The organism is Aestuariispira ectoiniformans (assembly GCF_025136295.1).
In the GTDB taxonomy this organism is placed as follows: domain Bacteria; phylum Pseudomonadota; class Alphaproteobacteria; order UBA8366; family Aestuariispiraceae; genus Aestuariispira_A; species Aestuariispira_A ectoiniformans.
Genome location: NZ_CP062788.1, coordinates 3,337,056 through 3,359,118, shown reverse-complemented (window position 1 = coordinate 3,359,118; position 22,063 = coordinate 3,337,056). Strand labels below are relative to the sequence as shown.

At 57.3% G+C, this 22,063-nt stretch carries 20 protein-coding genes and 1 riboswitch; of the genes, 11 read left to right on the top strand and 9 right to left on the bottom strand.

Translation table 11 applies throughout. The features are described from left to right. Positions 1 to 202 precede the first annotated feature (202 nt). Together IF205_RS15740 and prfB are read left to right on the top strand one after the other, a co-directional pair. On the top strand, positions 203 to 2,713 hold the full coding sequence (locus IF205_RS15740; RefSeq protein ID WP_259780308.1) for a penicillin-binding protein 1A: 2,511 nt from the start codon (positions 203 to 205) through the stop codon (positions 2,711 to 2,713). Between the two features lie 139 nt (positions 2,714 to 2,852). After that, positions 2,853 to 3,983 carry a peptide chain release factor 2 gene (gene prfB / locus IF205_RS15735; RefSeq protein ID WP_259780307.1) on the top strand — a complete coding sequence of 377 codons (1,131 nt, stop codon included), beginning with the start codon at positions 2,853 to 2,855 and terminating at the stop codon, positions 3,981 to 3,983. A gap of 75 nt (positions 3,984 to 4,058) precedes the next feature. On the opposite strand, the gene IF205_RS15730 is transcribed toward prfB, so the two are convergent. After that, a complete protein-coding gene (locus IF205_RS15730; protein ID WP_259780306.1) occupies positions 4,059 to 5,474 on the bottom strand; it encodes an aminotransferase-like domain-containing protein in 1,416 nt (471 codons plus the stop codon). Positions 5,475 to 5,607: 133 nt separating this feature from the next. On the opposite strand from IF205_RS15730, the gene IF205_RS15725 reads away from it, so the two are divergent. From IF205_RS15725 to IF205_RS15705, 5 genes are all read left to right on the top strand, one after another. Further along, positions 5,608 to 6,222, top strand: a complete 615-nt coding sequence (locus IF205_RS15725; RefSeq protein ID WP_259780305.1) for a DUF1326 domain-containing protein — start codon at positions 5,608 to 5,610, stop codon at positions 6,220 to 6,222. 13 nt (positions 6,223 to 6,235) lie between these two features. Beyond that, positions 6,236 to 7,012, top strand: a complete 777-nt coding sequence (locus IF205_RS15720) for a DUF2182 domain-containing protein (RefSeq protein WP_259780304.1) — start codon at positions 6,236 to 6,238, stop codon at positions 7,010 to 7,012. Between the two features lie 55 nt (positions 7,013 to 7,067). Then, positions 7,068 to 7,268: riboswitch (cobalamin riboswitch) on the top strand. Positions 7,269 to 7,389: 121 nt separating this feature from the next. Then, on the top strand, positions 7,390 to 8,241 hold the full coding sequence (locus IF205_RS15715) for an ABC transporter ATP-binding protein (RefSeq protein WP_259780303.1): 852 nt from the start codon (positions 7,390 to 7,392) through the stop codon (positions 8,239 to 8,241). After that, a complete protein-coding gene (locus IF205_RS15710; protein WP_259780302.1) occupies positions 8,238 to 9,203 on the top strand; it encodes an ABC transporter substrate-binding protein in 966 nt (321 codons plus the stop codon). Before IF205_RS15715 ends, IF205_RS15710 begins: the two co-directional genes overlap by 4 nt. Then, positions 9,203 to 10,255, top strand: coding sequence for a FecCD family ABC transporter permease (locus IF205_RS15705; RefSeq protein WP_259780301.1), 1,053 nt, complete (start codon positions 9,203 to 9,205; stop codon positions 10,253 to 10,255). The genes IF205_RS15710 and IF205_RS15705 overlap by 1 nt, the downstream gene beginning before the upstream one ends. On the opposite strand, the gene IF205_RS15700 is transcribed toward IF205_RS15705, so the two are convergent. Together IF205_RS15700 and IF205_RS15695 are read right to left on the bottom strand one after the other, a co-directional pair. Next, positions 10,252 to 11,025: a substrate-binding periplasmic protein gene (locus IF205_RS15700; protein ID WP_259780300.1), complete on the bottom strand. Its 774-nt coding sequence runs from the start codon at positions 11,023 to 11,025 to the stop codon at positions 10,252 to 10,254. The genes IF205_RS15705 and IF205_RS15700 overlap by 4 nt on opposite strands. Before the next feature lie 66 nt (positions 11,026 to 11,091). Then, positions 11,092 to 12,015, bottom strand: coding sequence for a DMT family transporter (locus IF205_RS15695; RefSeq protein WP_259780299.1), 924 nt, complete (start codon positions 12,013 to 12,015; stop codon positions 11,092 to 11,094). A 308-nt stretch (positions 12,016 to 12,323) separates the two neighbouring features. Here IF205_RS15695 and IF205_RS15690 point away from each other — a divergent pair, with 308 nt between their 5' ends. Then, on the top strand, positions 12,324 to 13,001 hold the full coding sequence (locus IF205_RS15690) for a substrate-binding periplasmic protein (RefSeq protein WP_259780298.1): 678 nt from the start codon (positions 12,324 to 12,326) through the stop codon (positions 12,999 to 13,001). Positions 13,002 to 13,081: 80 nt separating this feature from the next. On the opposite strand, the gene IF205_RS15685 is transcribed toward IF205_RS15690, so the two are convergent. Next, the gene (locus IF205_RS15685; RefSeq protein ID WP_259780297.1) at positions 13,082 to 13,870 is read right to left on the bottom strand and encodes a YdhR family protein; all 789 of its coding nucleotides are present in this window, start codon (positions 13,868 to 13,870) and stop codon (positions 13,082 to 13,084) included. 108 nt (positions 13,871 to 13,978) lie between these two features. Here IF205_RS15685 and IF205_RS15680 point away from each other — a divergent pair, with 108 nt between their 5' ends. Next, the gene (locus tag IF205_RS15680) at positions 13,979 to 14,575 is read left to right on the top strand and encodes a TetR/AcrR family transcriptional regulator (RefSeq protein ID WP_259780296.1); all 597 of its coding nucleotides are present in this window, start codon (positions 13,979 to 13,981) and stop codon (positions 14,573 to 14,575) included. Positions 14,576 to 14,638: 63 nt separating this feature from the next. Continuing rightward, complete coding sequence (locus tag IF205_RS15675; protein WP_259780295.1) at positions 14,639 to 15,238, top strand: hypothetical protein; 600 nt, start codon at positions 14,639 to 14,641, stop codon at positions 15,236 to 15,238. A 26-nt stretch (positions 15,239 to 15,264) separates the two neighbouring features. On the opposite strand, the gene IF205_RS15670 is transcribed toward IF205_RS15675, so the two are convergent. Further along, positions 15,265 to 16,278 carry a 1-aminocyclopropane-1-carboxylate deaminase gene (locus IF205_RS15670; RefSeq protein WP_259780294.1) on the bottom strand — a complete coding sequence of 338 codons (1,014 nt, stop codon included), beginning with the start codon at positions 16,276 to 16,278 and terminating at the stop codon, positions 15,265 to 15,267. Between the two features lie 140 nt (positions 16,279 to 16,418). On the opposite strand from IF205_RS15670, the gene IF205_RS15665 reads away from it, so the two are divergent. Beyond that, positions 16,419 to 16,895 (top strand): Lrp/AsnC family transcriptional regulator, encoded by a 477-nt coding sequence (locus tag IF205_RS15665; RefSeq protein ID WP_259780293.1) that lies wholly within the window; start codon positions 16,419 to 16,421, stop codon positions 16,893 to 16,895. A gap of 8 nt (positions 16,896 to 16,903) precedes the next feature. Here the strand turns inward: IF205_RS15665 and IF205_RS15660 are convergent, their stop codons facing one another. Genes IF205_RS15660 through IF205_RS15645 form a run of 4 tightly spaced genes read right to left on the bottom strand, consistent with a single transcriptional unit; the run spans position 16,904 to position 21,987 of the window. After that, positions 16,904 to 17,695, bottom strand: coding sequence for a ferritin-like domain-containing protein (locus tag IF205_RS15660; protein WP_259780292.1), 792 nt, complete (start codon positions 17,693 to 17,695; stop codon positions 16,904 to 16,906). After that, entirely contained in the window at positions 17,692 to 18,462 is a 771-nt protein-coding gene (locus IF205_RS15655; RefSeq protein ID WP_259780291.1) for a response regulator, read from the bottom strand. The genes IF205_RS15660 and IF205_RS15655 overlap by 4 nt, the downstream gene beginning before the upstream one ends. A gap of 36 nt (positions 18,463 to 18,498) precedes the next feature. Next, positions 18,499 to 18,963 (bottom strand): thioredoxin-dependent thiol peroxidase, encoded by a 465-nt coding sequence (bcp, locus tag IF205_RS15650; protein ID WP_259780290.1) that lies wholly within the window; start codon positions 18,961 to 18,963, stop codon positions 18,499 to 18,501. Positions 18,964 to 18,978: 15 nt separating this feature from the next. Further along, entirely contained in the window at positions 18,979 to 21,987 is a 3,009-nt protein-coding gene (locus IF205_RS15645; RefSeq protein ID WP_259780289.1) for a bifunctional [glutamine synthetase] adenylyltransferase/[glutamine synthetase]-adenylyl-L-tyrosine phosphorylase, read from the bottom strand. Between the last annotated feature and the right edge of the window lie 76 nt (positions 21,988 to 22,063).

Genomic DNA, 22,063 nt, shown 5'->3' with positions numbered 1-22,063 from the left:
GTCTTTGCTCTGTTTGCGGTTCTTACCGCTCCTACCCACGGGCCTAGTTAGAATTGATAATTCCGGCGGGTCAAGCGTCAAACAGATTTCAGTAATGTAGCATTTTGGCGTCACTTGGGAATTTTCGGTGCCATAAACTGGTCACAGTCTTTCATTAATGGCATAACTATAAGTCGGTTAGTGATTAGAAAAGCGCGCACAAATGCGGTTATTGTTGAAGTTCTTCCTTTATCTGTTTTCCATCATAATCCTTTTCGCAATTGTCGGCGCCGCAGGCGGCGTCTATTTGCTGTGGCACTACGGGCGCGAACTGCCGGATTATAAGCAATTGGCGGATTATAACCCGCCGACCGTGACCCGTGTGCATGCAGGTGACGGCCAGTTGATCGCCGAATATGCCCGCGAAAAGCGCGTTTTTGTTCCGATTTCGGCCATCCCCCGGCGGGTGACCAATGCCTTTGTGGCGGCCGAGGACCAGAATTTCTACCGGCACCATGGCGTGGACCCCATTGCGCTGGCGCGTGCGGTTGCGACCAATATCGTCTACTACGTGAAAGGCCGCCGCCTGATCGGTGCCTCCACCATTACCCAGCAGGTGGCGAAGAACTTTCTGCTGACCAATGAGGCGACGCTGGACCGTAAGATCAAGGAGGCGATTCTGGCCTTCCGGATCGAGAGCGCGCTCAGCAAAGATCGGATCATGGAGCTTTACGCCAACGAGATTTACCTCGGGTATGGCTCCTTCGGTGTTGCGGCAGCGGCGTTGAACTATTTTGGCAAGTCGCTGGACGAGTTGACCATTGCGGAGTCGGCCTATCTGGCCGCATTGCCCAAGGCGCCATCGAATTACCACCCGATCCGCCGGCATGACGAGGCAATCGCACGCCGTAACTGGGTGATCGACCGCATGGCCGAAGAAGGTTTCATCACGCGTGCGGAGGCCGGTGAGGCGCGGATGCAGCCATTGAAGGTGGTTGCGTTGAATACCAGCCTGACCGGCTCTTATTCCTATTTCAACGACGCCAACTATTTTGTGGAAGAGGTGCGCCGGGAACTGACTGACCGCTATGGTCCGGACGGGGTGACCGAAGGCGGGCTGTCCGTGCGTACGACCATCAGCCCGAAATTGCAGACCATGGCCATCCATGCCCTGCGTCAGGGGTTGGAACAATATGACCGCCGCCACGGTTTCCGGGGGCCGGTGACCACGATTGAGACTGACGGTAACTGGATCGATGCCTTGCGTGAGGTTCCCATGCCCAAGGGCGTGCGGGGCTGGTCTTTGGCCGTTGTGCTGAAGGTCCATAATGCCAAGGCGGAAATCGGCCTGGCCGATGAATCGGTTGGTACCATTCCCTTCGCGGAGATGCGTTGGGCCCGCAAGCCGAAAAAGAACCAGCGCGTTGGCAGCAGCTTGAAGCATGTATCGGATGCGCTTTCGGTCGGTGACGTGGTGCTGGTGGAACCGGTCAAACTTGGCCCGCCGCCCAAAAAGGGCGCGGACCCCATTGAATATCCGGAAGGAACCTATGCCCTGCGTCAGGTGCCGGAAGTGAACGGCGCGATTTTGGCGATGGACCCGCATACGGGCCGGGTGCTGGCGATGGTTGGCGGCTGGTCCTATGAACGCAGCCAGTTCAACCGCGCAACCCAGGCAAAGCGTCAGCCGGGGTCTTCCTTCAAACCCTTCGTCTATCTGACTGCACTGGAAAACGGCTTTACGCCCGCGACCATGATTTTGGACGCGCCGTTTGTTATGGATCAGGGGCCGGGGCTGCCGAAATGGAAGCCCGCCAACTATTCCAAAAAATTCTATGGCCCCAGCCCGATGCGTATCGGGATTGAGAAATCACGTAACCTGATGACCGTCCGTCTCGCCAAGGCCGTGGGGATTGAGAAGGTGGCGGCTACGGCGCGCCGCTTCCATCTGATTGAAAATATGCCGCCCCAGCTTTCCTATTCATTGGGTGCTGGTGAGGTGAGGCTGATCGATATGGTGGCCGCCTATGGTATGATCGACAATGGGGGTAAGGAACTGACCGCGACCCTGGTCGACCAGATCCAGGACCGCCATGGCAAGACCATTTTCAAACATGACGAGCGTCCCTGCATTGGCTGTCAGAATGTCGCCTATAACGGGCAGGACGTGCCGGTCCTGCCGGATGTCCGCAAGCAGATTGCAGATTCCGCCAGCACCTATCAGGTCATCACCATGATGGAAGGCGTTGTTAAGCGCGGAACGGGTCGTCGCCTGCGGTCACTCGGTCGGCCGCTTGCCGGTAAGACCGGTACCACCAATGACAGCCGGGACGCCTGGTTCATGGGGGTCACCCCGGACCTTGTGGTAGGGACCTATGTGGGCTTTGACAATCCGATTTCGCTGGGGCGTCAGCCCTGGGGCGGGCAGGAAACCGGCTCTTCCGTTGCGGCTCCCGTGATCAAGGCTTTCTTCACCGAGGCCCTGAAAGATCAGCCGTCCATTCCGTTCCGGACACCGCCGGGCATCCAGATGGTTCGTATTGACGCCGAGACAGGGAAACTGGCCGGTCCCGGCAGCAACAAGGTGATTGTCGAGGCCTTCAAGCCGGGTACGGAACCGAAGCCCAACGGATCGGCGACGATTATCGATGGCAGTGATGTCGATCTGACCGGTGACGGTGAGGAAGGCCGGCCCTTGCGTGGCCAGACCGGCAGTCGCCGCGGCCTCTATTAATTCGACGGACGGATATACGCCCATGCGCTGCCTACTTGCATGGGCGGCTTCCTTCGCGTACATCCAAGTCCAAAGATGACAATGATTTGACGCCCGCCATGCTTTCTGATGCCGCGGGTACAGGTAAGGAGGCAGGCCCGTGCGCGCGGAAGTTCAGTCCATGGTTGATGATATCCAGCAGTCTTTGGAACTGCTGGCGAAGCATATTGACCTGGAAGTTTCGGAAAAGCGCCTGCTGGAGCTGAACGCGCGGGTGGAAGACCCGGACCTGTGGAATGATTCGACCGAGGCGCAGAAAATCATGCGCGAAAGGGCGGCCCTCGATTCCTCCCTCGGCGGTTATAAAGACATGCAGCAGACCCTCGCCGACAGTATCGAGTTGATCGAACTGGCGGAGATGGAAGACGATCAGGATATGATCGCGGAAGCGGAAAGCACGATCGAAGGTCTGCAGGAAAAAGCTGCCAAGCTGCAGCTTGAAAGCCTGCTGTCCGGTGAGGCCGACGCCAATGACTGCTTCCTGGAAGTCCACGCGGGCGCTGGCGGGACGGAGTCCCAGGACTGGGCCAGTATGCTGTTGCGGATGTATATGCGCTGGGCGGATTCCCGTGGCTATAAAACCGAGATTCTGGAAGAAAGCCCGGGGGAAGAGGCGGGGATCAAATCCACCACACTCAAGATTTCCGGACACAACGCCTATGGCTGGCTGAAGACCGAAAATGGTGTGCATCGTCTGGTCCGCATTTCGCCCTTCGACAGCCAGGCCCGTCGCCACACCAGTTTCTCCTCCGTGACGGTCTATCCGGAAGTGGACGACAATATCGACGTGGATATCCAGGATAAGGATATCCGGGTGGATACCTACCGCGCCTCCGGTGCGGGTGGTCAGCACGTCAACCGGACCGACAGTGCGGTCCGTATCACCCACGAACCCACCGGTATTGTGGTTCAGTGTCAGAATGACCGTTCCCAGCATAAAAACCGTGCGACGGCCATGAAAATGCTGCAGGCGCGTCTGTATGAGCGAGAGTTGAAAATCCGTGAGGCCGAAGCCCAGGGCGAATATGAGGCCAAGACGGAAATTGGCTGGGGACACCAGATCCGCTCCTACGTCCTGCATCCCTATCAGATGGTCAAGGACCTGCGCACCGGCGTTGAAAAAGGCAACGCCCAGGGCGTGCTGGACGGCGACCTGGATGCCTATCTGGAAGCGGCTCTTGCACAGAAGGTCGAAGGCGGTAAGGGGGAGGCAGTCGAGGATATCGACTGATCAAGCCCGGCTGAACCCCGGCGGAAACAGATAAAAAGCCCACCGTTCGTTATTGGACGGTGGGCTTTTTGTTGATCACCGTCGTAGGGTGTCGGGGAGGAACTTCAACTTCTTCAAGACCCCTGGATTGTCGCAGACGGCCACATTGAAACGCATCCAGGGCGACGGTTGCAGGCTGGGGCGGAAGACGGTGCCGGGGGCGAGTAAGAGACCCTCGTGGCTGGCGTGTTCCGCGATCGGCAGCGAGTCCTCGATATCGCGATAGCGGCCCCAGAGGAACATGGATGGATTGTCCGGCGCGATTGTGGTGATCCCGATTTTGTCGAAGGCATCATGCAGGCGGCTGTTGGCGTCACCGATTTTGGTGCGCAGTCGGGCGGTAAGCTTGCGGTAATGGCCGTCGGTCAGCATTTGATGGATCAGTTTCTCCGCCAGCAATGATGTGGTGATGCTGGTTACCATCTTTGTTTCGGTCAGGCTTTGGATCAAAAGCGGGCTGGAGGCGATAAAACCGACACGCAGGCTGCCGGACAGGGTCTTGGAAAAACTGCGCAGATAGATCACGCGGGAGAGTTGGTCCAGCGTGGCAAGCCGGGGAATGTTTTCCAGGCTCAGGTCGCTGAAGATATCGTCTTCAACCACGAGGAAGTCATGGTTGACTGCCGCCTGCAGGACGCGGTGCGTGACGGCGGGCGACATGCTGGTCCCCGTGGGGTTTTGCAGAACGGACTGGGTGAAATAGAGTTTTGGGTGTGTTTCCGCTGCCTTGGCTTCCAGAACGTCCACATCCGGGCCTTTCAGACCTCGCGGAACACTGATAAGCCGGATGCCACTAGCACGCAGGTTTCCAAACAGATTGTAATATCCCGGATCGTCCACGAGGACGGCATCGCCAGGCTTTAAAAGGTGACGGATGACTAGGTCCAGCGCCTGGCTTGCCCCGGTGGTCAGCAGAATTTGGGACGGCGAGGCTTTTATCCCGATTTCGGGCAGCAGAACTTCTGCGATCTGTTCGCGCAACGGCCCAAATCCCGCCGGGTGCCCATAATCCAGAATATGATCACCATCCTGTCCGGCCAAATGACGCAATCCCTTGCGAAGGGCGGCTTCATCCAACCAGCTTCTGGGCAACCACGGGCCGCCGACCAGGGTCAGGTCGTGACCGGAATCCAGCAATCGGCGGATCAGCCAGACGACCTCTTCATTGTTGCGGTAATTTACGCCCTGATCCGGAATTGAATGATGCGGATGCGGGTCGATTGCGTAGAAACCCGACCCCCGACGTGAAGACAGGTAGCCTTGTGCGACCAACCGGTCATAGGCGTCTACTACTGTAAACCGGCTAACGCCATGGTCTTTGGCGAAATTGCGAATAGAGGGCAGCTTGGCTCCCGGCCTGACATCATGGCCGTCTATTGCGCGAATGATGCCCTCGACAATCTGGTCGACAAGGGGGCGAGCGGTATTTCGGCGAAGTGTTACCAGAGGCATCGGGCCTCCTTTCCGGTGGCAAAACCGTGCCGGTCGCGGGGCCGGTACAGTACCGGCAATCCTTCAAACAACTGTCCATGTCTGTTTGCCCGACTGTCAGGCACTATACCGGACATAGAGTGAGGAGGGAATAATGAGCAAATGGAATATCAAGGGACAGTATATGGAAACCTGCAGTTGCGAGTTTATCTGTCCTTGCATCACGTCCAACCTGTCGGCTGAACCAAGCGAAGGAGTATGCAAGGCGGCAATCGCCCTGCATATCGATGAAGGCAGCAAGGATGGGACCGATCTTGCCGGTATCTCCTTTGTGATTGTACTGGAATCACCCGGACCGATGGATCAGGGAAATATCAGGGCAGGCCTGATTATTGATTCCGGGGCCAGTGATGCGCAGGCCGACGCGATCAGCCAGATTGCCACGGGTGCGGTCGGTGGGCCGATGGAGGCATTGGTGCCGCTGGTCGGCGAGGTTGTCGGCGTAGAACGCTGTTCGGTCAGTTATGAGCAGGATGACATGAAGGCCACCGTCAAGGCGGGCGACCTGGTCGACCATGTCGCAGAGGGCATTCCCAGCGTATCCCGCGAAGGAAAGCCGGTCATGCTGACCAATACCAGTCATCCGGTGTCACCGGACCTGGCGATAGCCCGGGCAACAAAGTCCAAATTCAATGTCTTTGGCATTGATTGGTCGGATGCCACCGGGACGCGCAATGGGCATTTCTCGACCTTTAGCTGGGCCAATTAAAAAGGGATGAAAGATGGCGGGTTCTCGCCTCATGCGCATGCCCCGCGCCCATGAACTGGCCCCTTTGGCTGGATTGTTGGGCGTGGCGGCATTGTCCTGGGCTTACCTCGGGTTTGATGCCGCGCGTATGGCCGATGATATGGCGATCATGAAAGCCACGCCCATGGCGATGAATTCGCCCTGGTCCGCGGCAAGCCTGACAGTGGCCTTTCTGATGTGGACGGTCATGATGGTGGGGATGATGCTGCCCAGTGCAGCCCCCGCCATCATGCTGTACCGCGCGATGGCGAAAAAGCGGGTGGGCGAAGGCCGTCATCGGTTGGCATTCTGGTTATTCACGGCTGGTTATCTCGCCGTCTGGACAGGGTTCAGCGCCTTGGCGGTGCTGATGCAGGCGGGGCTGCAATCGGCTACGTTGCTGTCCCCCATGCTGGTATCGAAGAGCGGTGTTTTCAGCGGTGTTTTGCTTGTCGCAGCGGGAATTTACCAGTGGTTGCCCTTCAAGGATGCCTGCCTGAGTAAATGCCGGTCACCGATGTCCCTTTTCCTGTTTCACTGGCGTCCGGGCCGGGCGGGGGCTTTCCTCATGGGGCTGGAGCACGGGGCATTATGTCTTGGCTGTTGCTGGGCGCTGATGCTCCTGTTGTTCACGGCAGGTGTTATGAACCTGATCTGGGTTGGCCTGATTACGGCCTATGTCTTCGTTGAAAAACTTCTTCCTGCCGGGGACGTAATTGGCAGAATTGCCGGGGTTGTGATGGCTGTGGCCGGTCTTTCCCTGATTTTTTAAAACAAAAACGCTACCCGCATTTGTTTTCCGTTGACGGTTGCAACTGCTTTGCACTAGCGTGCGCGTCGCGTTTGGTTCCCATATCGGGATGAAAACGGGAACATGGTGCGGCTCTCTCGAAGGGCCAAGGCCATGGCTGCCCCCGCAACTGTAAGCGGTGAGGGCGGACGGCAAGATGCCACCGGGAATACCGGGAAGGCGCCGTCCAGCCCGCTGACCCGCAAGCCAGGAGACCTGCCAGACGCATGTGTTCAACCATTGTCCGGACGGGGTGCGCCGGGGAGGGATTATGCGGCCTGATACCACAAGCCAGAATTTTTCCTTACAGAACAGGCCTTTGACGCGCCTGGGTTTTGCCCCGTTCTGGGGAGACCCGGATGCGCCCGGAAAGCTATAACCGTGCCGATGTCATCGCTACACCCGGCCAGTCGGCGGCTGTTGCAATCGAAGGGCTGACCCTGACTGCCCCGCAGTGTGAGGTGGAAATCCTGCGTAACATCTCGCTGGAGATTTCCGCCGGGGAACGGATCGGCATTATTGGCCCGAATGGCGCGGGCAAGTCGTCGCTGTTGAAATGCCTCTACAGGTTTCAAAAACCGGGTGGTGGCCGTGTCCTGATCGACGGCAAGGATATCTGGAAGCAACCGCCTGCGGCGATCGCCCGAAGTGTGGCGGCTGTCCTGCAGGAATATCCGGCCGATTTTGCCTTCACCGTTCGTCAGGTGGTGCAGATGGGGCGCGTGCCTCATAAGAAAGGCTTTCAGCGCAACACGCATACCGACGTTCAGATTGCCCGGAACGCCCTGGATCAACTGGGGTTGATGCATCTGGAAAAGCGACAGTTCGCCAGCTTGTCCGGAGGCGAGAAGCAGCGTGTTATGGTGGCCCGTGCCCTGGTGCAGGAACCGCGGTTGCTGATCCTGGACGAACCTACCAATCATCTGGATATCCGATACCAGTTGGATGTGCTGTCTCTGGTCAGCCGGTTGGGCGTTACCCTGATTTCCACCATTCATGACCTGAACTTGGCCGCTGCCTATTTCGACCGGCTTCTACTGATGTCGAAAGGTGCTGTTGTGGCCGATGGTTCACCGCAGGATGTTCTGACGCGGGAAAACCTGTCGGATGTCTTCGCCGTAGACGTCATGCTGGACAGTCATCCGATACATGCGCGCCCGCGTATTACCTATCACCATATCCTGTCTCCGAAAGAGGATCAGACCCTATGAAAAAGCTTCATGCCCTGCTGTCTGCAGGATTTTTATCGTGCCTTGCCGCAGGCCCGGCCCTGGCAAGCGGCTTTCCTGTGTCGGTGGAAAGCTGCGGTCGCACCGTGACATTCGACCGGGCCCCCACGCGTGCCATTTCCCACGACCTGAATATGTCAGAGATGATGTTTGCCCTGGGCCTGCAGGATCATATGGCTGGTCTGACGGGGATTACCGGCTGGTACAAGATGACTGAAAGTTTCAAGGCGGCCATGGGCACACTGCCGGAACTGGCCCCGAAAACCCCCAACGTGGAAGCCCTGTTAAGCGTAAATCCGGATTTCTTCTTCGCCGGTTGGAACTATGGCATGAAGCCCGGCGGGCCAGTGACGCCGGATACCCTGGGAACCTTTGGCATCCCGGTCTATGAACTGACGGAAAGCTGCATCCATCTGGATAAAAACCGCCCTCGCGTGAGCATGGACACCATGTATACCGATGTCCTGAATATCGGCAAAATCTTTGGCCGGGGGGAACAGGCACAGGCGCTGGTCGATGGCTGGAGGGAGCGGATTGACGCGGTCAAGGCGGCCAGGGTCGGTGGCTTGGCACCCCGTGTTTTTCTGTATGATTCCGGAGAGGAAAAGCCATTTACCGCCGGCAAATTCGCCATGCCCACGGCGATGATCGAAGCGGCGGGCGGCAGAAATGTGATGGATGATGTGGAAACAAGCTGGGGGCGGGTGAACTGGGAAACGGTTGCGGATCGTAACCCCGAGTTCATCATTCTCGTGGATTACCAGAACGAGACCCATTGGCAGGACCTTTGGTCATTCCTGGAAGGACATCCCGCCATGTCGGTTACCGATGCGGTGAAGAACAAACGCTATCTGCGGCTGAAATATGCGGAAATCACGCCGGGGCCTGCAAATATCGAGGCTGTGGAAAAACTGGCTGCGGCGCTGAAAGGTGCATCTGGCTGATGGCATCCGGCGCAGGTTCCGTTATGGGGCGCTTTCAGTATCGGCGCAGTTACCGGCTTTTGCTGTTAGTTCTGGCCGGGCTGTTGTTGCTGTCTGCCGGATTTGCGGTGACGGCGGGGCCGGTCCCGATCCCGATGGAAACGGCATGGAAGGTGGCCCTGCATAAAGCCTTTCCGGACTGGATTGAAATGAACTGGAGCCAGGGCCGGGACCGGATTATCTGGGATTTGCGTTTCCCGCGCGTAATCCTGGGTTTTCTGGTCGGGGCGGGATTGTCCGTTGTGGGGAGCGCGCTTCAGGCCGCAACCCGCAACCCGCTGGCAGACCCCTATCTTTTCGGCGTGTCGTCCGGTGCTGCCCTGGGGGCGGTGGCGGTTATTGTTCATCTGGGGGATTTCGCCGGGATTTATTCCCTGCCGATTGCGGCATTCCTGGGGGCATTATTGTCGCTTGCCCTGCTTTTGGGGCTGACACAAAGACAAAGAACACTGGCGCCGGAGCGCCTTGTGCTGGCGGGCGTTGCGGTGTCCTTTGCCCTTATGGCAGGAACCAATTTTCTGATCTTTCTGGGCGACCAGCGGGCCGCCCATTCTGTGGTCTTCTGGATGCTGGGCGGGTTGGGATTGGCGCGATGGGATCAACTCTGGATTCCAGCGGCAGCGGTCTTTGGTGGTATTGCCTGGCTTTATTTGCAGGGGCATCGGATGAATGCGCTTTTGATGGGGGAGGAGACGGCGGTATCGCTGGGCGTGGACGTCAACCGTTTCCGCATTTCCCTATTCGTGGTCTGCGCCCTGATGGCGGGTGTGCTGGTGGCGCTGACGGGCGCAATCGGCTTTGTCGGCCTGATGGTTCCCCATATTGTGCGGATGGTCGTTGGCGGTGACAACCGTCGCCTGCTGCCCGCCTGCGCCCTGATTGGCGGAATATTCCTGGTTTGGGTGGATGTACTCGCACGGGTGACGCTGGCGCCCCAGGAACTGCCGATCGGGATTATCACCGCAGCCTTGGGAAGTGTCTTTTTCATGTGGATGATGCGGCGTGGAAACTAGCTGCCGTTGGGGTTGGTCGCCTGGGCCAGCAATTGATAATAGCGACCGGACTGGCGCAGGCGTCTCAGGCCCAGGTTAAAGGCCTTGATCGTTTCCGCATTGGATTCTTTCTTGCGCGATAACAGCAGATAGAGAGGTGTCACCCAGACGGCTTTGGGGTGGACAGTGATTTTCGCAGCCTGGTCGGGGCCGAATTGGCTGTGCAGGACATGTAACCCGACAATTTCGTCGTCAATATAGGCATCCACCCGACCGGCGAGCAGCTTCTTGATGCTGGTGACGGCGCTGGTCGCAAGATCCAGCTTGAAAACCTCGGCATCTGCGGCGGCATGAAAATCGGGGCCGTAGAAATATCCAACGTTACCGGCAATCCTCAGATCGTGCAGATCGTCCAGCTTGTCCCAGTCGAATGTCTCGTCCCGACGATAGAAAAAGACCTCGCGGGCTTCGAACACCGGGTCGCTGATATAGAAGGCCTTCTGCCGTTCCTCGGACCACCCCCACAGGACCGAGCCATCCCAATGGCCGGTCTCCGCCAGAACATAGGCCCGTTTCCAAGGGTAATAGCCGTATTCGACGGTCTTGCCCGCCAGTTCGAAGGCTTCGCGGACAATTTGAGAGCCAAGTCCGCCGTTTTTCATCTCTTCCGAAAAATAGGGCGGCCATTCGCCATTTGTCAGGCGTACGGCATCATCGGCGCGGGCCATTGCAATAAAAGGTAATATTGAAATGACCAGAGGCCATACAATCCGCCGCAGAACAAAATTCATACCTATTTCCCCATACTGATACAGGGATGATAGCCGGGATTGGTTAAGAAGTGATTTAACCGGCCGCTAGCTTGCTTTTGGCTTGCGGGTCGCCAGCCACAGGCCCGGCAACACCAGCGCCGCGCCGATCCAGTGATAGTCCTGCAGTGTTTCACCCAACAACAAATAGGCGAGCGCCGTGTTGTAGATCGGCACCATGTAAAGCACGAGGCTTGCCTTGGATGCCCCCATGAGGCGCTGCAGTTTGGCATAGCAACCATAGGCGGCAAGGCCTGCGATCAGGGCCAGGAAGGCGACAGTCCCGGCGGTTTTCCAGGTCAGGGTCGGAGCCTCTACGGCAATGCCCTCCCACAGCATAAAGGGCGATAACGTCAGGACACCGAACAGGATTATCGCGCCAAAGCGGGTTCCCATGTCCATGGCGCTTGGCCGATGGCGCATGAGAACCGAATAGACTGCCCAGCCGGTGGTGGCGCTGATGATCCAAAGATCGCCGGTGGTGAATTGCAGGCGCAGGAGGCTCATCGGATCGCCCCGCGCAATGATGGCCAATACACCAAGCAATCCCATAAAGACACCAAGGTTCTGGCGTCCCGAGAGGCGTTCACCGTAAAACAGCCGTGACAACAGGATAATTATCAGGGGGGAGGCGGAATAGATCAGGCCGATATTGGTGGCTGATGTGCTATCCGCGCCGATGTAGACAAAGGCACCGCAAATCCCCATGCCCAACCCGCCCAGAACAGCCAGGTCTTTCCACTCACGCAGCATATGGCGACGCGCGCGCCAAAGACGGGGTCCGATGAACAGCGACAAGACCAGAAAGGCAATGGCCCAACGCCAGAAGGCAAGGGCCACTGGCGGGAACAGGTCCGCACTGGCCCGCGCCATCAGCATGTTGGCGCACATGAAGGCAGGGGTCAGCAGCAGGAGCAGCCGTCCCAGCTTTTCATCATTGCTGTCATTTGTCTCAAGGGCGATTTCTGTCATAGGGTGGTGATATCCGTAAAATCGTTCGATGACTATTTCCTGTTTGGAATAGAACTTTGGGGATATTGAGGAAACTTGATACCATCGGGAAAATATTTTGACTGTGTCCCGTATCTATATGAAGCGTTAACAATCCATAGCGTATTTTCGATGAACTAACGGTCCTATCGGTTGGTGGTGAAGGCGAAATGCCAGTCAGGTATTTGATAGGCAAATCCGCGAAAGGAAAGGTCGGACACTATTGTAAGTGTCTTCTGGTTCCTTTCTGTCTGACTTTGGCAATCTGGTGCCAAGCCAGAGCGTCCGATATGGACGTACTGATGGAGGAGTTACCGCCCTTTAATTATGTCGTAAACGGCAGGGCGGAGGGATTTACCGTCGACGTTGTGCGCGAACTCCTCGACCGCGCGAATATTCAGCCTCAAGGCGGGAAGATCAAACTGCTGCCCTGGAAGCGTGCCTATCTATTGGCGCAGGGGGACAAGCCTGTCTTGCTGTTGACCACGACCAGGACGGAAGACAGGGAGCATTTGTTTAAATGGGTCGGGCCGCTATACCGGCGGGAGCAATGGCTGTACCGGCTGGCGGGCAATGATGCGGTTTCGATCCGCAGCCTGAAGGATTTGAGGGGCCATTCCATCGTTGTGATACAGGAATCGGCGAACCATCAGCTTCTGCTGGAAGGGGGATATGTCGATCCCCAGGACATTTACGTCACCAGTTCCGTAGAGTCCAAACTCAAGATGTTGTTGCATGGGCGTGTCGATGTTGCCTCCTTCCTGCCGTTGGAGGTCGCTTACGCATTGCGGCAACAGAAAATTCCCGTCGACAGATTTGAGAAGCTGGTTTTGCTGTCAGGCAAATATACCTACTATCTTGCACTCAGCCTGGCGACACCTGACGAAACCGTTTCGCGGCTACAGAACGCCTTTGACGGCATGGTGGCGGACGGCACCTATCAGTCCATTCTTGACCGCCATTTGTAGGGGGTGACATATCGGGATGTTATTTTCCTGTCAAAAAAATGAGGAAATGGCCGGGCTTGTCCCGGCCATTTCTTTGATGATTAAAGATAGTAGGGGGAGTTCATGGCGATGCTGGCGTCCTCGGTGACACTGGCATCGAAAATGCGGGTGTAATAGGCCGCATTCATTGCCTTGGCGGTTTTGGGAAAATCATCAATGGCGAAGGCTCTGGCGTTCGCAATGCTGTCGAAGGCGTCTACACCACCCACAGTATGAGTATGAAGGCCACTCAGCCAGGTTTTGGACAAGAGGCCTGGCTGTTGACGCAGGACAGGGTTGCGGTCCTGCCAGGGTGCCTGCTCAAAGGGAACGCTGACCTGGACTTCGGTATAAACGAATGCTTTGGGATGGGGATTATTCTCCTGCGGGCCGTAATGGACCGAGTTCATATCCAGGCTGGCATCGGCGGTAGCGGCTGCGTCGAAGACGCGCGTCGTCTGGGCGACACCGAAATTACGGGCTTCGCGTGGGAAATAATCGGTGACAAATTTCTGGGCGTTTTCAACTGTATCAAAGGCATAAATGCCCCCTGCCGATTGGTTGCCCAGGCCGGAGAACCAGGTTTTGTTAAGAAAACCCGGTTGTGCCTTGATGGCGGTATTGATGTCGTTCCAGGGCACTTTGGAAAAGGGCACGGTGATTTGCAGTTCGGTGTAGACGAAAGCGCCGGGTTGCATGGGGTCTTCTCCTGTTTGAATGGTAGTACCGGCAAATGCCGGAAAGCGGGTTAATAGAAGCGAGGCTGCACCGGCTGCGCCCAGTTTCAGGGCCGTCCTGCGGCTGGTAGCGTGCTGGTCGTGGGGCGATAACGGTTGGCTGTCTTTTCTCATATCGTCTCTCCTGAATAAAAAATAACGATCGTTATATTTTTGAACATGACTTGAATGTTGCTGTCAATGAAAATATAACGGTCGTTATATTGTTGGGTTGAGGATGCTATGGCCAAAAGTAAAAAGGAAATGACCCGGGACGCGATACTCGACGCGGCCGGGCGTAATTTTCGCCATCACGGGTTTGACGGGGTTGGCGTTGATGGGATTGCCCGCGGAGCAGGGGTGACCTCTGGGGCCTTCTACGCCCATCTGGGGTCCAAGGATGGGGCTTTTCTAAATGCACTGGAGCAGGGGTTGGAGCAGACGATCTCAAGAATCCCGCTGTTCCAGAGAGATCACGGTGCAGACTGGGTTTCGGCCTTTGCCGACTATTACCTGGGGGCGGCTCATCGCGGCAATCCGGAATGCGTCTGTGCGATGACATCGATGTCGCCCGATGTGGTGCGCGCATCCGATGAGGTCAGGACCCTATATCAGAGTAAAATGGACCGGATTGTCGACCTTGTTGCCGATGGCCTGGACGGCGATGATCCGGTTGTGCGCCGACAACGGGCCTGGGCGTTGCTAACCGGGCTGATCGGGGGGCTGACCATGGCTCGTGCCGTGCAGGTCAATGGCAACGACGATATGGTTGCTGAGGTCGTGTCTGCGGTAAAGGCGGCTGCCGTGGCAGCGGCGGGTCCGGCAAAATCTCTGCCATAAAACAACCATCTTCCTCGATTTGTATGGTGGCGATGAGAAGTTTGACATTGGTGGTGCCAATTGATGAAACGGATTTTTCCGGCCCTGGGCTTTTCCCTTTGGGCATTCATGCTTTCACCGGCTTTGGCCGATGATGTTCCGTGGAGGCTTGAAGTACCGCAATCCACCATCGCTGTAGGGTCGATCCTGAACGGCCAGGCGGGGGAGGTGGAGCAGGTTCGCCTTTTGTCGGGTAAGGTCGCCTCCAATGGTGCCGTGGAGGTGCATGTTGATGCCCAATCGGCGCAAAGCCTGATCGACATTGGAAGCCCGGATCTTGTCCGGGGCGCATTCAACCTGGCGCAACCGACTGCGGTTTTACGGACCATGGTCGACCGTGAGAAAGTTGATGCCCTCAAACCCGGCGAAAGCCTGACCATGCCTGTTTCCGGGGTGGTCGTTCTGTCCGGAATTCCCAAGGCTGTGAGTACCCGCTTGCGAGTTGAAAAGCAGACGGCCGACCGGGTGCTGGTCACCAGCAATGATCGCGCGACGGTGGACCTGGATGAGTTAGGCAAATCGACGGGCCTGGGTGGCATGGTGGAGATGCTGGGCCTGTCCGGCGTCAAACGCACGACGACGGTTGCGATGAATCTGGTCTTTGAAAGGGTCGGAAGTGATTAACCCCCGGCCTCTGGAAAGGTGTGAAATCAGCCGTTCCGATAGATATAGCTATAGGCATTGATCGCAGGCACGCCGCCCAGATGGGCGTAGAGGACCTTGGACCCTGCCGGGAAATAATCCTTACGGATCAAATCGATCATGCCCTGCATTGATTTCCCTTCATAGACCGGATCAGTCATCATGCCCTCGTTGCGGGCCGCCAGGCGAATGGCATCGTTGGTTTCCGCCGACGGGATGCCGTAGGCCGGATAGGCATAGTCCGGAATCAGGGTCAGATCGTCCAGGGTGATCTCCCGGCCCAGTTCCACCAGGTCGGCGGTATTGCGGGCAATTTCCATGACCTGATTGCGGGTCTGGTCGATGGTACCGGAAGCGTCGATTCCGATCACCTTGTTCGCGCGCCCGTCTTTGGCGAAGCCAACAAGCATCCCTGCATGGGTGGAACCGGTCACGGTGCAGACAATGACATAGTCGAATTTAATCCCCATTTCCGCTTCCTGGGCGCGGACTTCCTCTGCAAAGCCGACAAAGCCCAATCCGCCATATTTATGGACCGACGCCCCAGCCGGAATGCCATAAGGCTTGCCGCCTTCGTCACGCACCGCCTGCAGGGTGCGTTCCCAGCTCTCCCGGATACCGATGTCGAAGCCATCGGGGACAATCTCGCTTTGCGCGCCCATCACACGGCTCATCAGGATATTGCCGACCCGGTCATAAACCGCATCTTCAAAGGGAACCCAGCTTTCCTGGACCAGACGGCATTTCATGCCGATTTTGGCCGCGACGGCAGCGACCTGTCTTGTATGGTTGGATTGTACGCCGCCGATGGAGACCAGCGTATCGGCACCGGAGGCGATAGCGTCCGGCACGATATATTCCAGCTTTCGCACTTTATTCCCGCCAAAGGCCAGACCGGAGTTACAGTCCTCCCGTTTCGCATAGATTTCCACCTTATCGCCCAGGGCCTCAGATAGGCGCGGAAGCTTTTCAATAGGCGTCGGGCCGAAGGTGAGGGGATAGCGTTCGAATTTTTCCAGCATCGGGGTGTCTCCCTGTTTTCAATGATCTGATGCTAGCGAATCAACCCGGAAAGGTGCTTTCTAATTTATAGGCATAAATGATTGCTGATGTTATATATGGAGGAAAATATTTAGCTCTTCTTTCGGAATATTGGTAAATTATGGAAGAAATTTCCGTTCATGAATTGGATCGCATTGATCGGCGTATCCTAAGGCTGTTGCAAAAGGATGGCCGCCTTTCCAATGCCGAATTGGCGAAAGCCGTCAATGTCAGCCCGGCGACCTGTCACAGGCGGACTCAGAGATTATTCGACGAAGGTTTTGTCAAATCGGTGCGGGCAGAAATCGCGCCTGACAAAGTTTCCCGCGGGGCGTTGGTGATGGTGGGGGTTGTGCTGGATCGATCGACACCGGAAAGCTTTGCGGCTTTCGAAGAGGCAATCCGCAAGCTTGCTTTCGTTCTGGACTGCCATCTGGTGGCGGGGGACTTTGACTATGTCCTGAAAATCCGTGTTCGCGACATGGCCGATTTCAATAAACTGCATGGCGAACAGCTGATCGCGCTCCCCGGTGTGCGCCAGACACGAACCTTTTTCGTCATGAAGGAAGTCACTGATAACGCACCACTGGACTTCTGATGATCTGCCTAATGCGCGATCGGGTCGTAAAATGCGGCGGCAAACCCGGCACGTTCACGGCTGACCACGTTAAAGGGCCGCTTCAGGACGCCCTTGAAATGTTTCTGGACCAGCGCCTGCCAGGTTTCCACCTTGGGCAGGCCTTCATTTTCGCAGATATAATCGAACCAGCGCTTGCCCGCCGCCACATGGGTGATCTCATCGTCGTGGATCACCTGCAGAGCCTCCGCGCTGGTTTCGTCGCCTACTGACTGCAGTTTTTTGATCATGGCGGGCGTCACGTCCAGTCCGCGCGCTTCCAGAACCAAGGGCACTACGGCAAGGCGGGCCAACAGATCGTGGGCCGTTGCCGTGGAGGCCTGCCACAATCCGTCATGGGCGGTCAGAGCGCCATAGTAAGCACCCATTTCATGCAGGATGTCGTCCAGCATAAGGAAATGCCGGGCCTCATCATCGGCAACACGCACCCAGTCATCAAAGAAGGCGCGGGGCAGGCCTTGCCCGGTAAAGCGGGCGGCGATATCCCAGGCCAGATCAATGGCATTCAACTCGATATGGGCGAGTGCATGCAGCAGGGGAATACGCCCTTCCGGGGCGGCGGTGATTTTACGTTTTGGCACGTCGCGGGGCAGTTTCAGTTCAGGCTTTTCCGGGCGGGCAGGACGGTCCGGCGGCGTGCCTGAGCCGATCTCTTTGATTGTGCCCGAAAACCACTCAGCCGCCAGGTGGCGGCTGAGTTCGGCTTTGTCCCGGGCATTGGCCGTGCCCAGGGCGGAGATAGCGGCATCGACCAGGGTCATGTGATCTTGAACCGCTCCAGCACATCTGCCAGTTCATCGCCAAAGCGTGAGCCTTTGTTGAGGACCGCTGCTTCTGATGGCAGGTCTTTCAGGCGCGGACTGTCCTTGTCATAGCTGGTCAGAAGCGCAAAGGGGATACCCTTTGTCGACGGCATTGCAGCCAGGGCACAGGCAAGGTCCACGCCGGGCAATTCGTCCAGCTCCGCAGACGCCAGGATCAGGTCGGGCTTGGTCTTGACCGCCAGAGAAATTGCCTCCAGCGGGTTACGAACCCAGACCACGCTGTAGCCGCAAGCCTGCAGCTCGCGTTCGAAGATACGGGCGGCGCTTCGGCGGCCTTCAACCACCATGACCTCCACATCCAGATGTTCCAGGTCTTCCAGTTCCAACGGACGGCGGACCGGCAGGGAACGCACGAACTCGCTGAAATCCCAACCGTCGTGGCTGATGGTGCCGTCGATAATGCCGCGCATGGTATCGGCATAAATGCTGATATCCTGAATCTGGCCTTCGTTCGGCTTGTCCATGCCTTCCAGATAGTTGACCAGGCGGTGCATGGTCACGTTCAAAAGGGAATAGCGTGTATGCCGCCCGGTGATACAAAGGCTGCCCAGTTTGCCCAGCAGGATTTCAAACCGGCGGCGGCCCTCATCGGAGCCGATGGCAAGCTGTTCGGCAATGACCTCGATTTCATTCAGGATATCCGACGTTTCCTCCAGATATTCTGCTTCGACCTGGTCATCGTAGGATGCAATAGACGCAGACATACTTTCTCCCTTTCCGGTATTTACCCCGGTTTCGGCCTAGAGCGCCTTCACGGCCTCCAGAACTTCCTCCACATGGCCTTTGACTTTAACCTTACGCCAGATACGGGCAATTTTACCATTGCTGTCGATCAAAAATGTAGCGCGTTCGATCCCCATGTATTTTCGGCCATACATGTTTTTCTCAACCCAGGTCTCATAAGCTTCGCAGATGGAGCCGTCTTCGTCACTGACCAGTGTGAAGGGAAGCTCGTGCTTGGCCTTGAATTTGTCATGCTTGGCAACGGTATCCTTGGAGACCCCGAGAATGACGGCATCGGCGGCGGAGAAATCGGGCATCAGGTCGCGGAAGCCGCATGCTTCCTTGGTGCAGCCGGGGGTGTCGTCCTTGGGGTAGAAATAAAGGATCACCGGTTTGCCCCTGAGCGACGACAGGGTCAGCGTCTGCCCGCCATCGGTCGGTTGGGTGAAGTCGGGGGCATCGGTGCCTGCTTCCAAAGCCATAAATCTCTCCTTCGATTATCCGTTTTCGTCTTTTGTCTGATCCAGCCCGGTTTCTTCGGCCTTGTCCGCAGCCTTGGCCGGGTCAAAGATCAGGTTGGTGAAAATTGCGCGAACGTCATGGGCCGCATGGTCCATTTCCGCCTTCAGGGCGTCAAAGGTCTCTGCGCCGGAGGCGCGCGTCAAGGCACGTTTCTGGCCCTCAGGGGCCTTGTCCTCGTCGAATTTTTCGGTGACCGTCAACCGCAGCAGTGCCTGCAACCGACGCCACAGGTCCAATGCCGCCAGCAGGCTGTCCGCCAATACGGCGTCCAGCAAACCCAGGTCGCGCGCCTTCTTCAGGGCCGTGCCGGTGTTCTGCGACAGAATATCCGGATGGTCGTGGGCATGGATCAATTGCAGATACTGCGCGATGAATTCGACATCCACGAGGCCGCCGGGGCGGTGTTTGATCTCCCAGGGGGAATTGCCGGGATATTGCCGGGCGATACGCTCACGCATGGAGGCGATTTCGCGGATCACCTTGGCCGCATCCCGCTTTTGGGTAAGGAGGCGGTGGATTGCCTTCTCAAGTTTTTGGCAAAGGGCAGGCGGGCCGTAAATCACACGTGCCCGCGTCAGGGCCATATGTTCCCACACCCAGGCCTCACCACCGTTGTCGAGGTCGTAATACTTCTGGAAAGTATCCAGTTGCGTGGCAAGCGCGCCTGCTTTGCCAGCCGGGCGCAGGCGGTTGTCGATATCGTAAAGGCGGCCTTCGCTGGTCTGGGCATTGATGGCCGTACCGATGCGTTGGCACAGCCGAATGAAATAGACGGCGGGCATCAGCGGCTTTTCACCATCGGACGTGTCTGCGCCGTTGTTGTCATAGACGTAAACCAGATCCAGGTCCGAACCGGGCAACAGTTCCCGTCCACCCAGCTTGCCGAAGGCGATGATGGCGAGGCCGCCGCCGGGGAAGGTGCCATGGGCCTCTTCGAATTCTGCGGATGTTCTGGGCAATAACTGGCTGATTGCGGTCTCGGCCACGCTCGACAGGGCCGGGCCGATGCTTTCCCCGTCGGAACGCCCCAACAAAAGCTGCACACTGTATTTGAACTTTTCGTCGCTGGTCCATTGCCGGGTGATATCGAGGGCGTCCTGATAATCGTCGGCAAGTTTGAGCATCCCTGCCAATTGCTCCTGCATTTCCTGTGCATTTGCTTCTGCGTTCAGGAAATCGGCGGTCAACACGGAATCCAGCAGGATCGGGCGCTTGGACAGCCATGCTGACAATCGCGGGGCGTCGCCCATGATCTCCGCGACCAGGTCCATCAGCGGTGGATTGGAATGGAACAGCGAAAATAGCTGTACCCCTGCGGGCAGGCCGGACAGGAAGGTATCAAACCGAATGAAGGCCTCATCCGGATTGGTGGTCTGCGACAGGGCCTCAAGCAATCTCGGCATCAATTCGGTCAGGAGCTGGCGCGAGCGGGTGGTACGCGTTGCGCGATAGCGTCCATGATGCCAGGTGCGGATGACGCTGGCCACGCGGGATGTCTCGCGGAACCCCATGCCTGCCAGGGTTTTCAGGGTGTCGGGGTCATCTTCGGAGCCGGTGAAGACCAGAGAACCGGAACCGCCCAGCGCCGGAGCCTCTTCGAACAGGCGGCCATAGAGGTCTTCAACCTGATTCAGGTGATGCAGAAGGTCCGCCCTGAATTTGTCTTCGGAACGATAGCCCATGAACATGCCAAGTTTGGCGATCTCTTCGTCGCTGGTCGGCAGTTTCTGGGTCTGTTTGTCGTCGATCATCTGTAGGCGATGTTCCAGCGTCCGCAGGAAGATATAGGCATCGCACAGGGTTTTCAGGGCGTCCTTGCTGACCTGATCATGGCGGTGCAGGGCGGTGAGCGCCTGCTGGGTCTGGCGGATGCGAAGGTCGGGCAGACGCCCGCCCCAGATCAATTGCTGGGTCTGGGCATAGAACTCGATTTCGCGGATACCGCCCCGGCCGATTTTTATGTCGTGACCGTTGATCGCAACTTCACCGCCGCCGCGATAGGCGTTGATCTGCCGCTTGATGGAATGGATGTCGTCGATGGCGGCAAAGTCCAGATGTTTGCGCCAGATGAAGGGAACGATATGTTTCAGGAAGGCCTGACCTGTCTCCAGGTCACCCGCGACGGCGCGGGCCTTGATCATGGCCGCGCGTTCCCAGTTCTGCCCCAGGCTTTCGTAATAGGTTTCCGCCGCCACAACAGAGAGCGCCAGCGGGGTTGCGCCGGGGTCGGGCCGCAGGCGCAGATCGGTGCGGAAAACATAACCATCGGCGGTGCGGCTATCCATGATCCGCATCAGATCCCGCGTGGCGCGCACAAAGCCCTGACGCAGGGCATCCGGGTCGTCGCTGTCTACCTTGTTCAGGTCGTAGAGCACAATCAGGTCCACGTCGCTGGAATAGTTCAACTCGCGCGACCCGAGTTTACCCATTCCAAGGATGGTATAGCCGCTGTCCCGGCAGGGATCGTCTTCGTGACGCAGGCGCAGGAGATTTGATTTCGCCATCTGCCTCAGAACGTGGGCTGCGGCGGCATTCAGGCTGTTGTCGGCAATGGCGCTGAGGGCGCCGGTCACCTTCAAAAGGGGCCACAGGCCGGTGATGTCACCAATCGCAATCAGGGCAGCGGCCCGCCGTTTGCTGACCCGCAATGCCTTCATCAGGTCGTTTTCGCCAAGAACCTCGCCGACCAGTGTCTTCAAACCGTCAACCAGACCCTCAAAAGCCTTGTCCAGGCCGTCCTCCACTATCTCGCGGATAAAGCCGGGTTCACGAATCAGGCATTGGCTGAGAAAGGGGCTGTTTCCGAAAAGCCCTTTTAGCAGGCGTGAACCAACATCATGGGTTGCAAGATCGTTGATGAATCGGTTTAGTTCTTGATCAGATGCTGCGGCTTCCAGAAAACGCTCCAACCCGATTTCAGCCCGGTTCTCGTCGGCGGGTATCGGAAGCTTGTCGGGGTCGACCTGTGATAGGAACGCATCCATATAACTATAAGTACCTGATGGGCAGAATGACTTTACATGTTGTGACGGCCATCAAAGCCCAATTTGTCTTGTAAGG

Coding starts and splice junctions, on each gene's coding strand:
- IF205_RS15740 (WP_259780308.1), top strand. CDS start 203: ATGCGGTTATTGTTGAAGTTCTTCCTTTATCTGTTTTCCATCATAATC.
- IF205_RS15730 (WP_259780306.1), bottom strand. CDS start 5,474: ATGCCTCTGGTAACACTTCGCCGAAATACCGCTCGCCCCCTTGTCGAC.
- IF205_RS15725 (WP_259780305.1), top strand. CDS start 5,608: ATGAGCAAATGGAATATCAAGGGACAGTATATGGAAACCTGCAGTTGC.
- IF205_RS15720 (WP_259780304.1), top strand. CDS start 6,236: ATGGCGGGTTCTCGCCTCATGCGCATGCCCCGCGCCCATGAACTGGCC.
- IF205_RS15715 (WP_259780303.1), top strand. CDS start 7,390: ATGCGCCCGGAAAGCTATAACCGTGCCGATGTCATCGCTACACCCGGC.
- IF205_RS15710 (WP_259780302.1), top strand. CDS start 8,238: ATGAAAAAGCTTCATGCCCTGCTGTCTGCAGGATTTTTATCGTGCCTT.
- IF205_RS15705 (WP_259780301.1), top strand. CDS start 9,203: ATGGCATCCGGCGCAGGTTCCGTTATGGGGCGCTTTCAGTATCGGCGC.
- IF205_RS15700 (WP_259780300.1), bottom strand. CDS start 11,025: ATGAATTTTGTTCTGCGGCGGATTGTATGGCCTCTGGTCATTTCAATA.
- IF205_RS15695 (WP_259780299.1), bottom strand. CDS start 12,015: ATGACAGAAATCGCCCTTGAGACAAATGACAGCAATGATGAAAAGCTG.
- IF205_RS15690 (WP_259780298.1), top strand. CDS start 12,324: ATGGACGTACTGATGGAGGAGTTACCGCCCTTTAATTATGTCGTAAAC.
- IF205_RS15685 (WP_259780297.1), bottom strand. CDS start 13,870: ATGAGAAAAGACAGCCAACCGTTATCGCCCCACGACCAGCACGCTACC.
- IF205_RS15680 (WP_259780296.1), top strand. CDS start 13,979: ATGGCCAAAAGTAAAAAGGAAATGACCCGGGACGCGATACTCGACGCG.
- IF205_RS15675 (WP_259780295.1), top strand. CDS start 14,639: ATGAAACGGATTTTTCCGGCCCTGGGCTTTTCCCTTTGGGCATTCATG.
- IF205_RS15670 (WP_259780294.1), bottom strand. CDS start 16,278: ATGCTGGAAAAATTCGAACGCTATCCCCTCACCTTCGGCCCGACGCCT.
- IF205_RS15665 (WP_259780293.1), top strand. CDS start 16,419: ATGGAAGAAATTTCCGTTCATGAATTGGATCGCATTGATCGGCGTATC.
- IF205_RS15660 (WP_259780292.1), bottom strand. CDS start 17,695: ATGACCCTGGTCGATGCCGCTATCTCCGCCCTGGGCACGGCCAATGCC.
- IF205_RS15655 (WP_259780291.1), bottom strand. CDS start 18,462: ATGTCTGCGTCTATTGCATCCTACGATGACCAGGTCGAAGCAGAATAT.
- bcp (WP_259780290.1), bottom strand. CDS start 18,963: ATGGCTTTGGAAGCAGGCACCGATGCCCCCGACTTCACCCAACCGACC.
- IF205_RS15645 (WP_259780289.1), bottom strand. CDS start 21,987: ATGGATGCGTTCCTATCACAGGTCGACCCCGACAAGCTTCCGATACCC.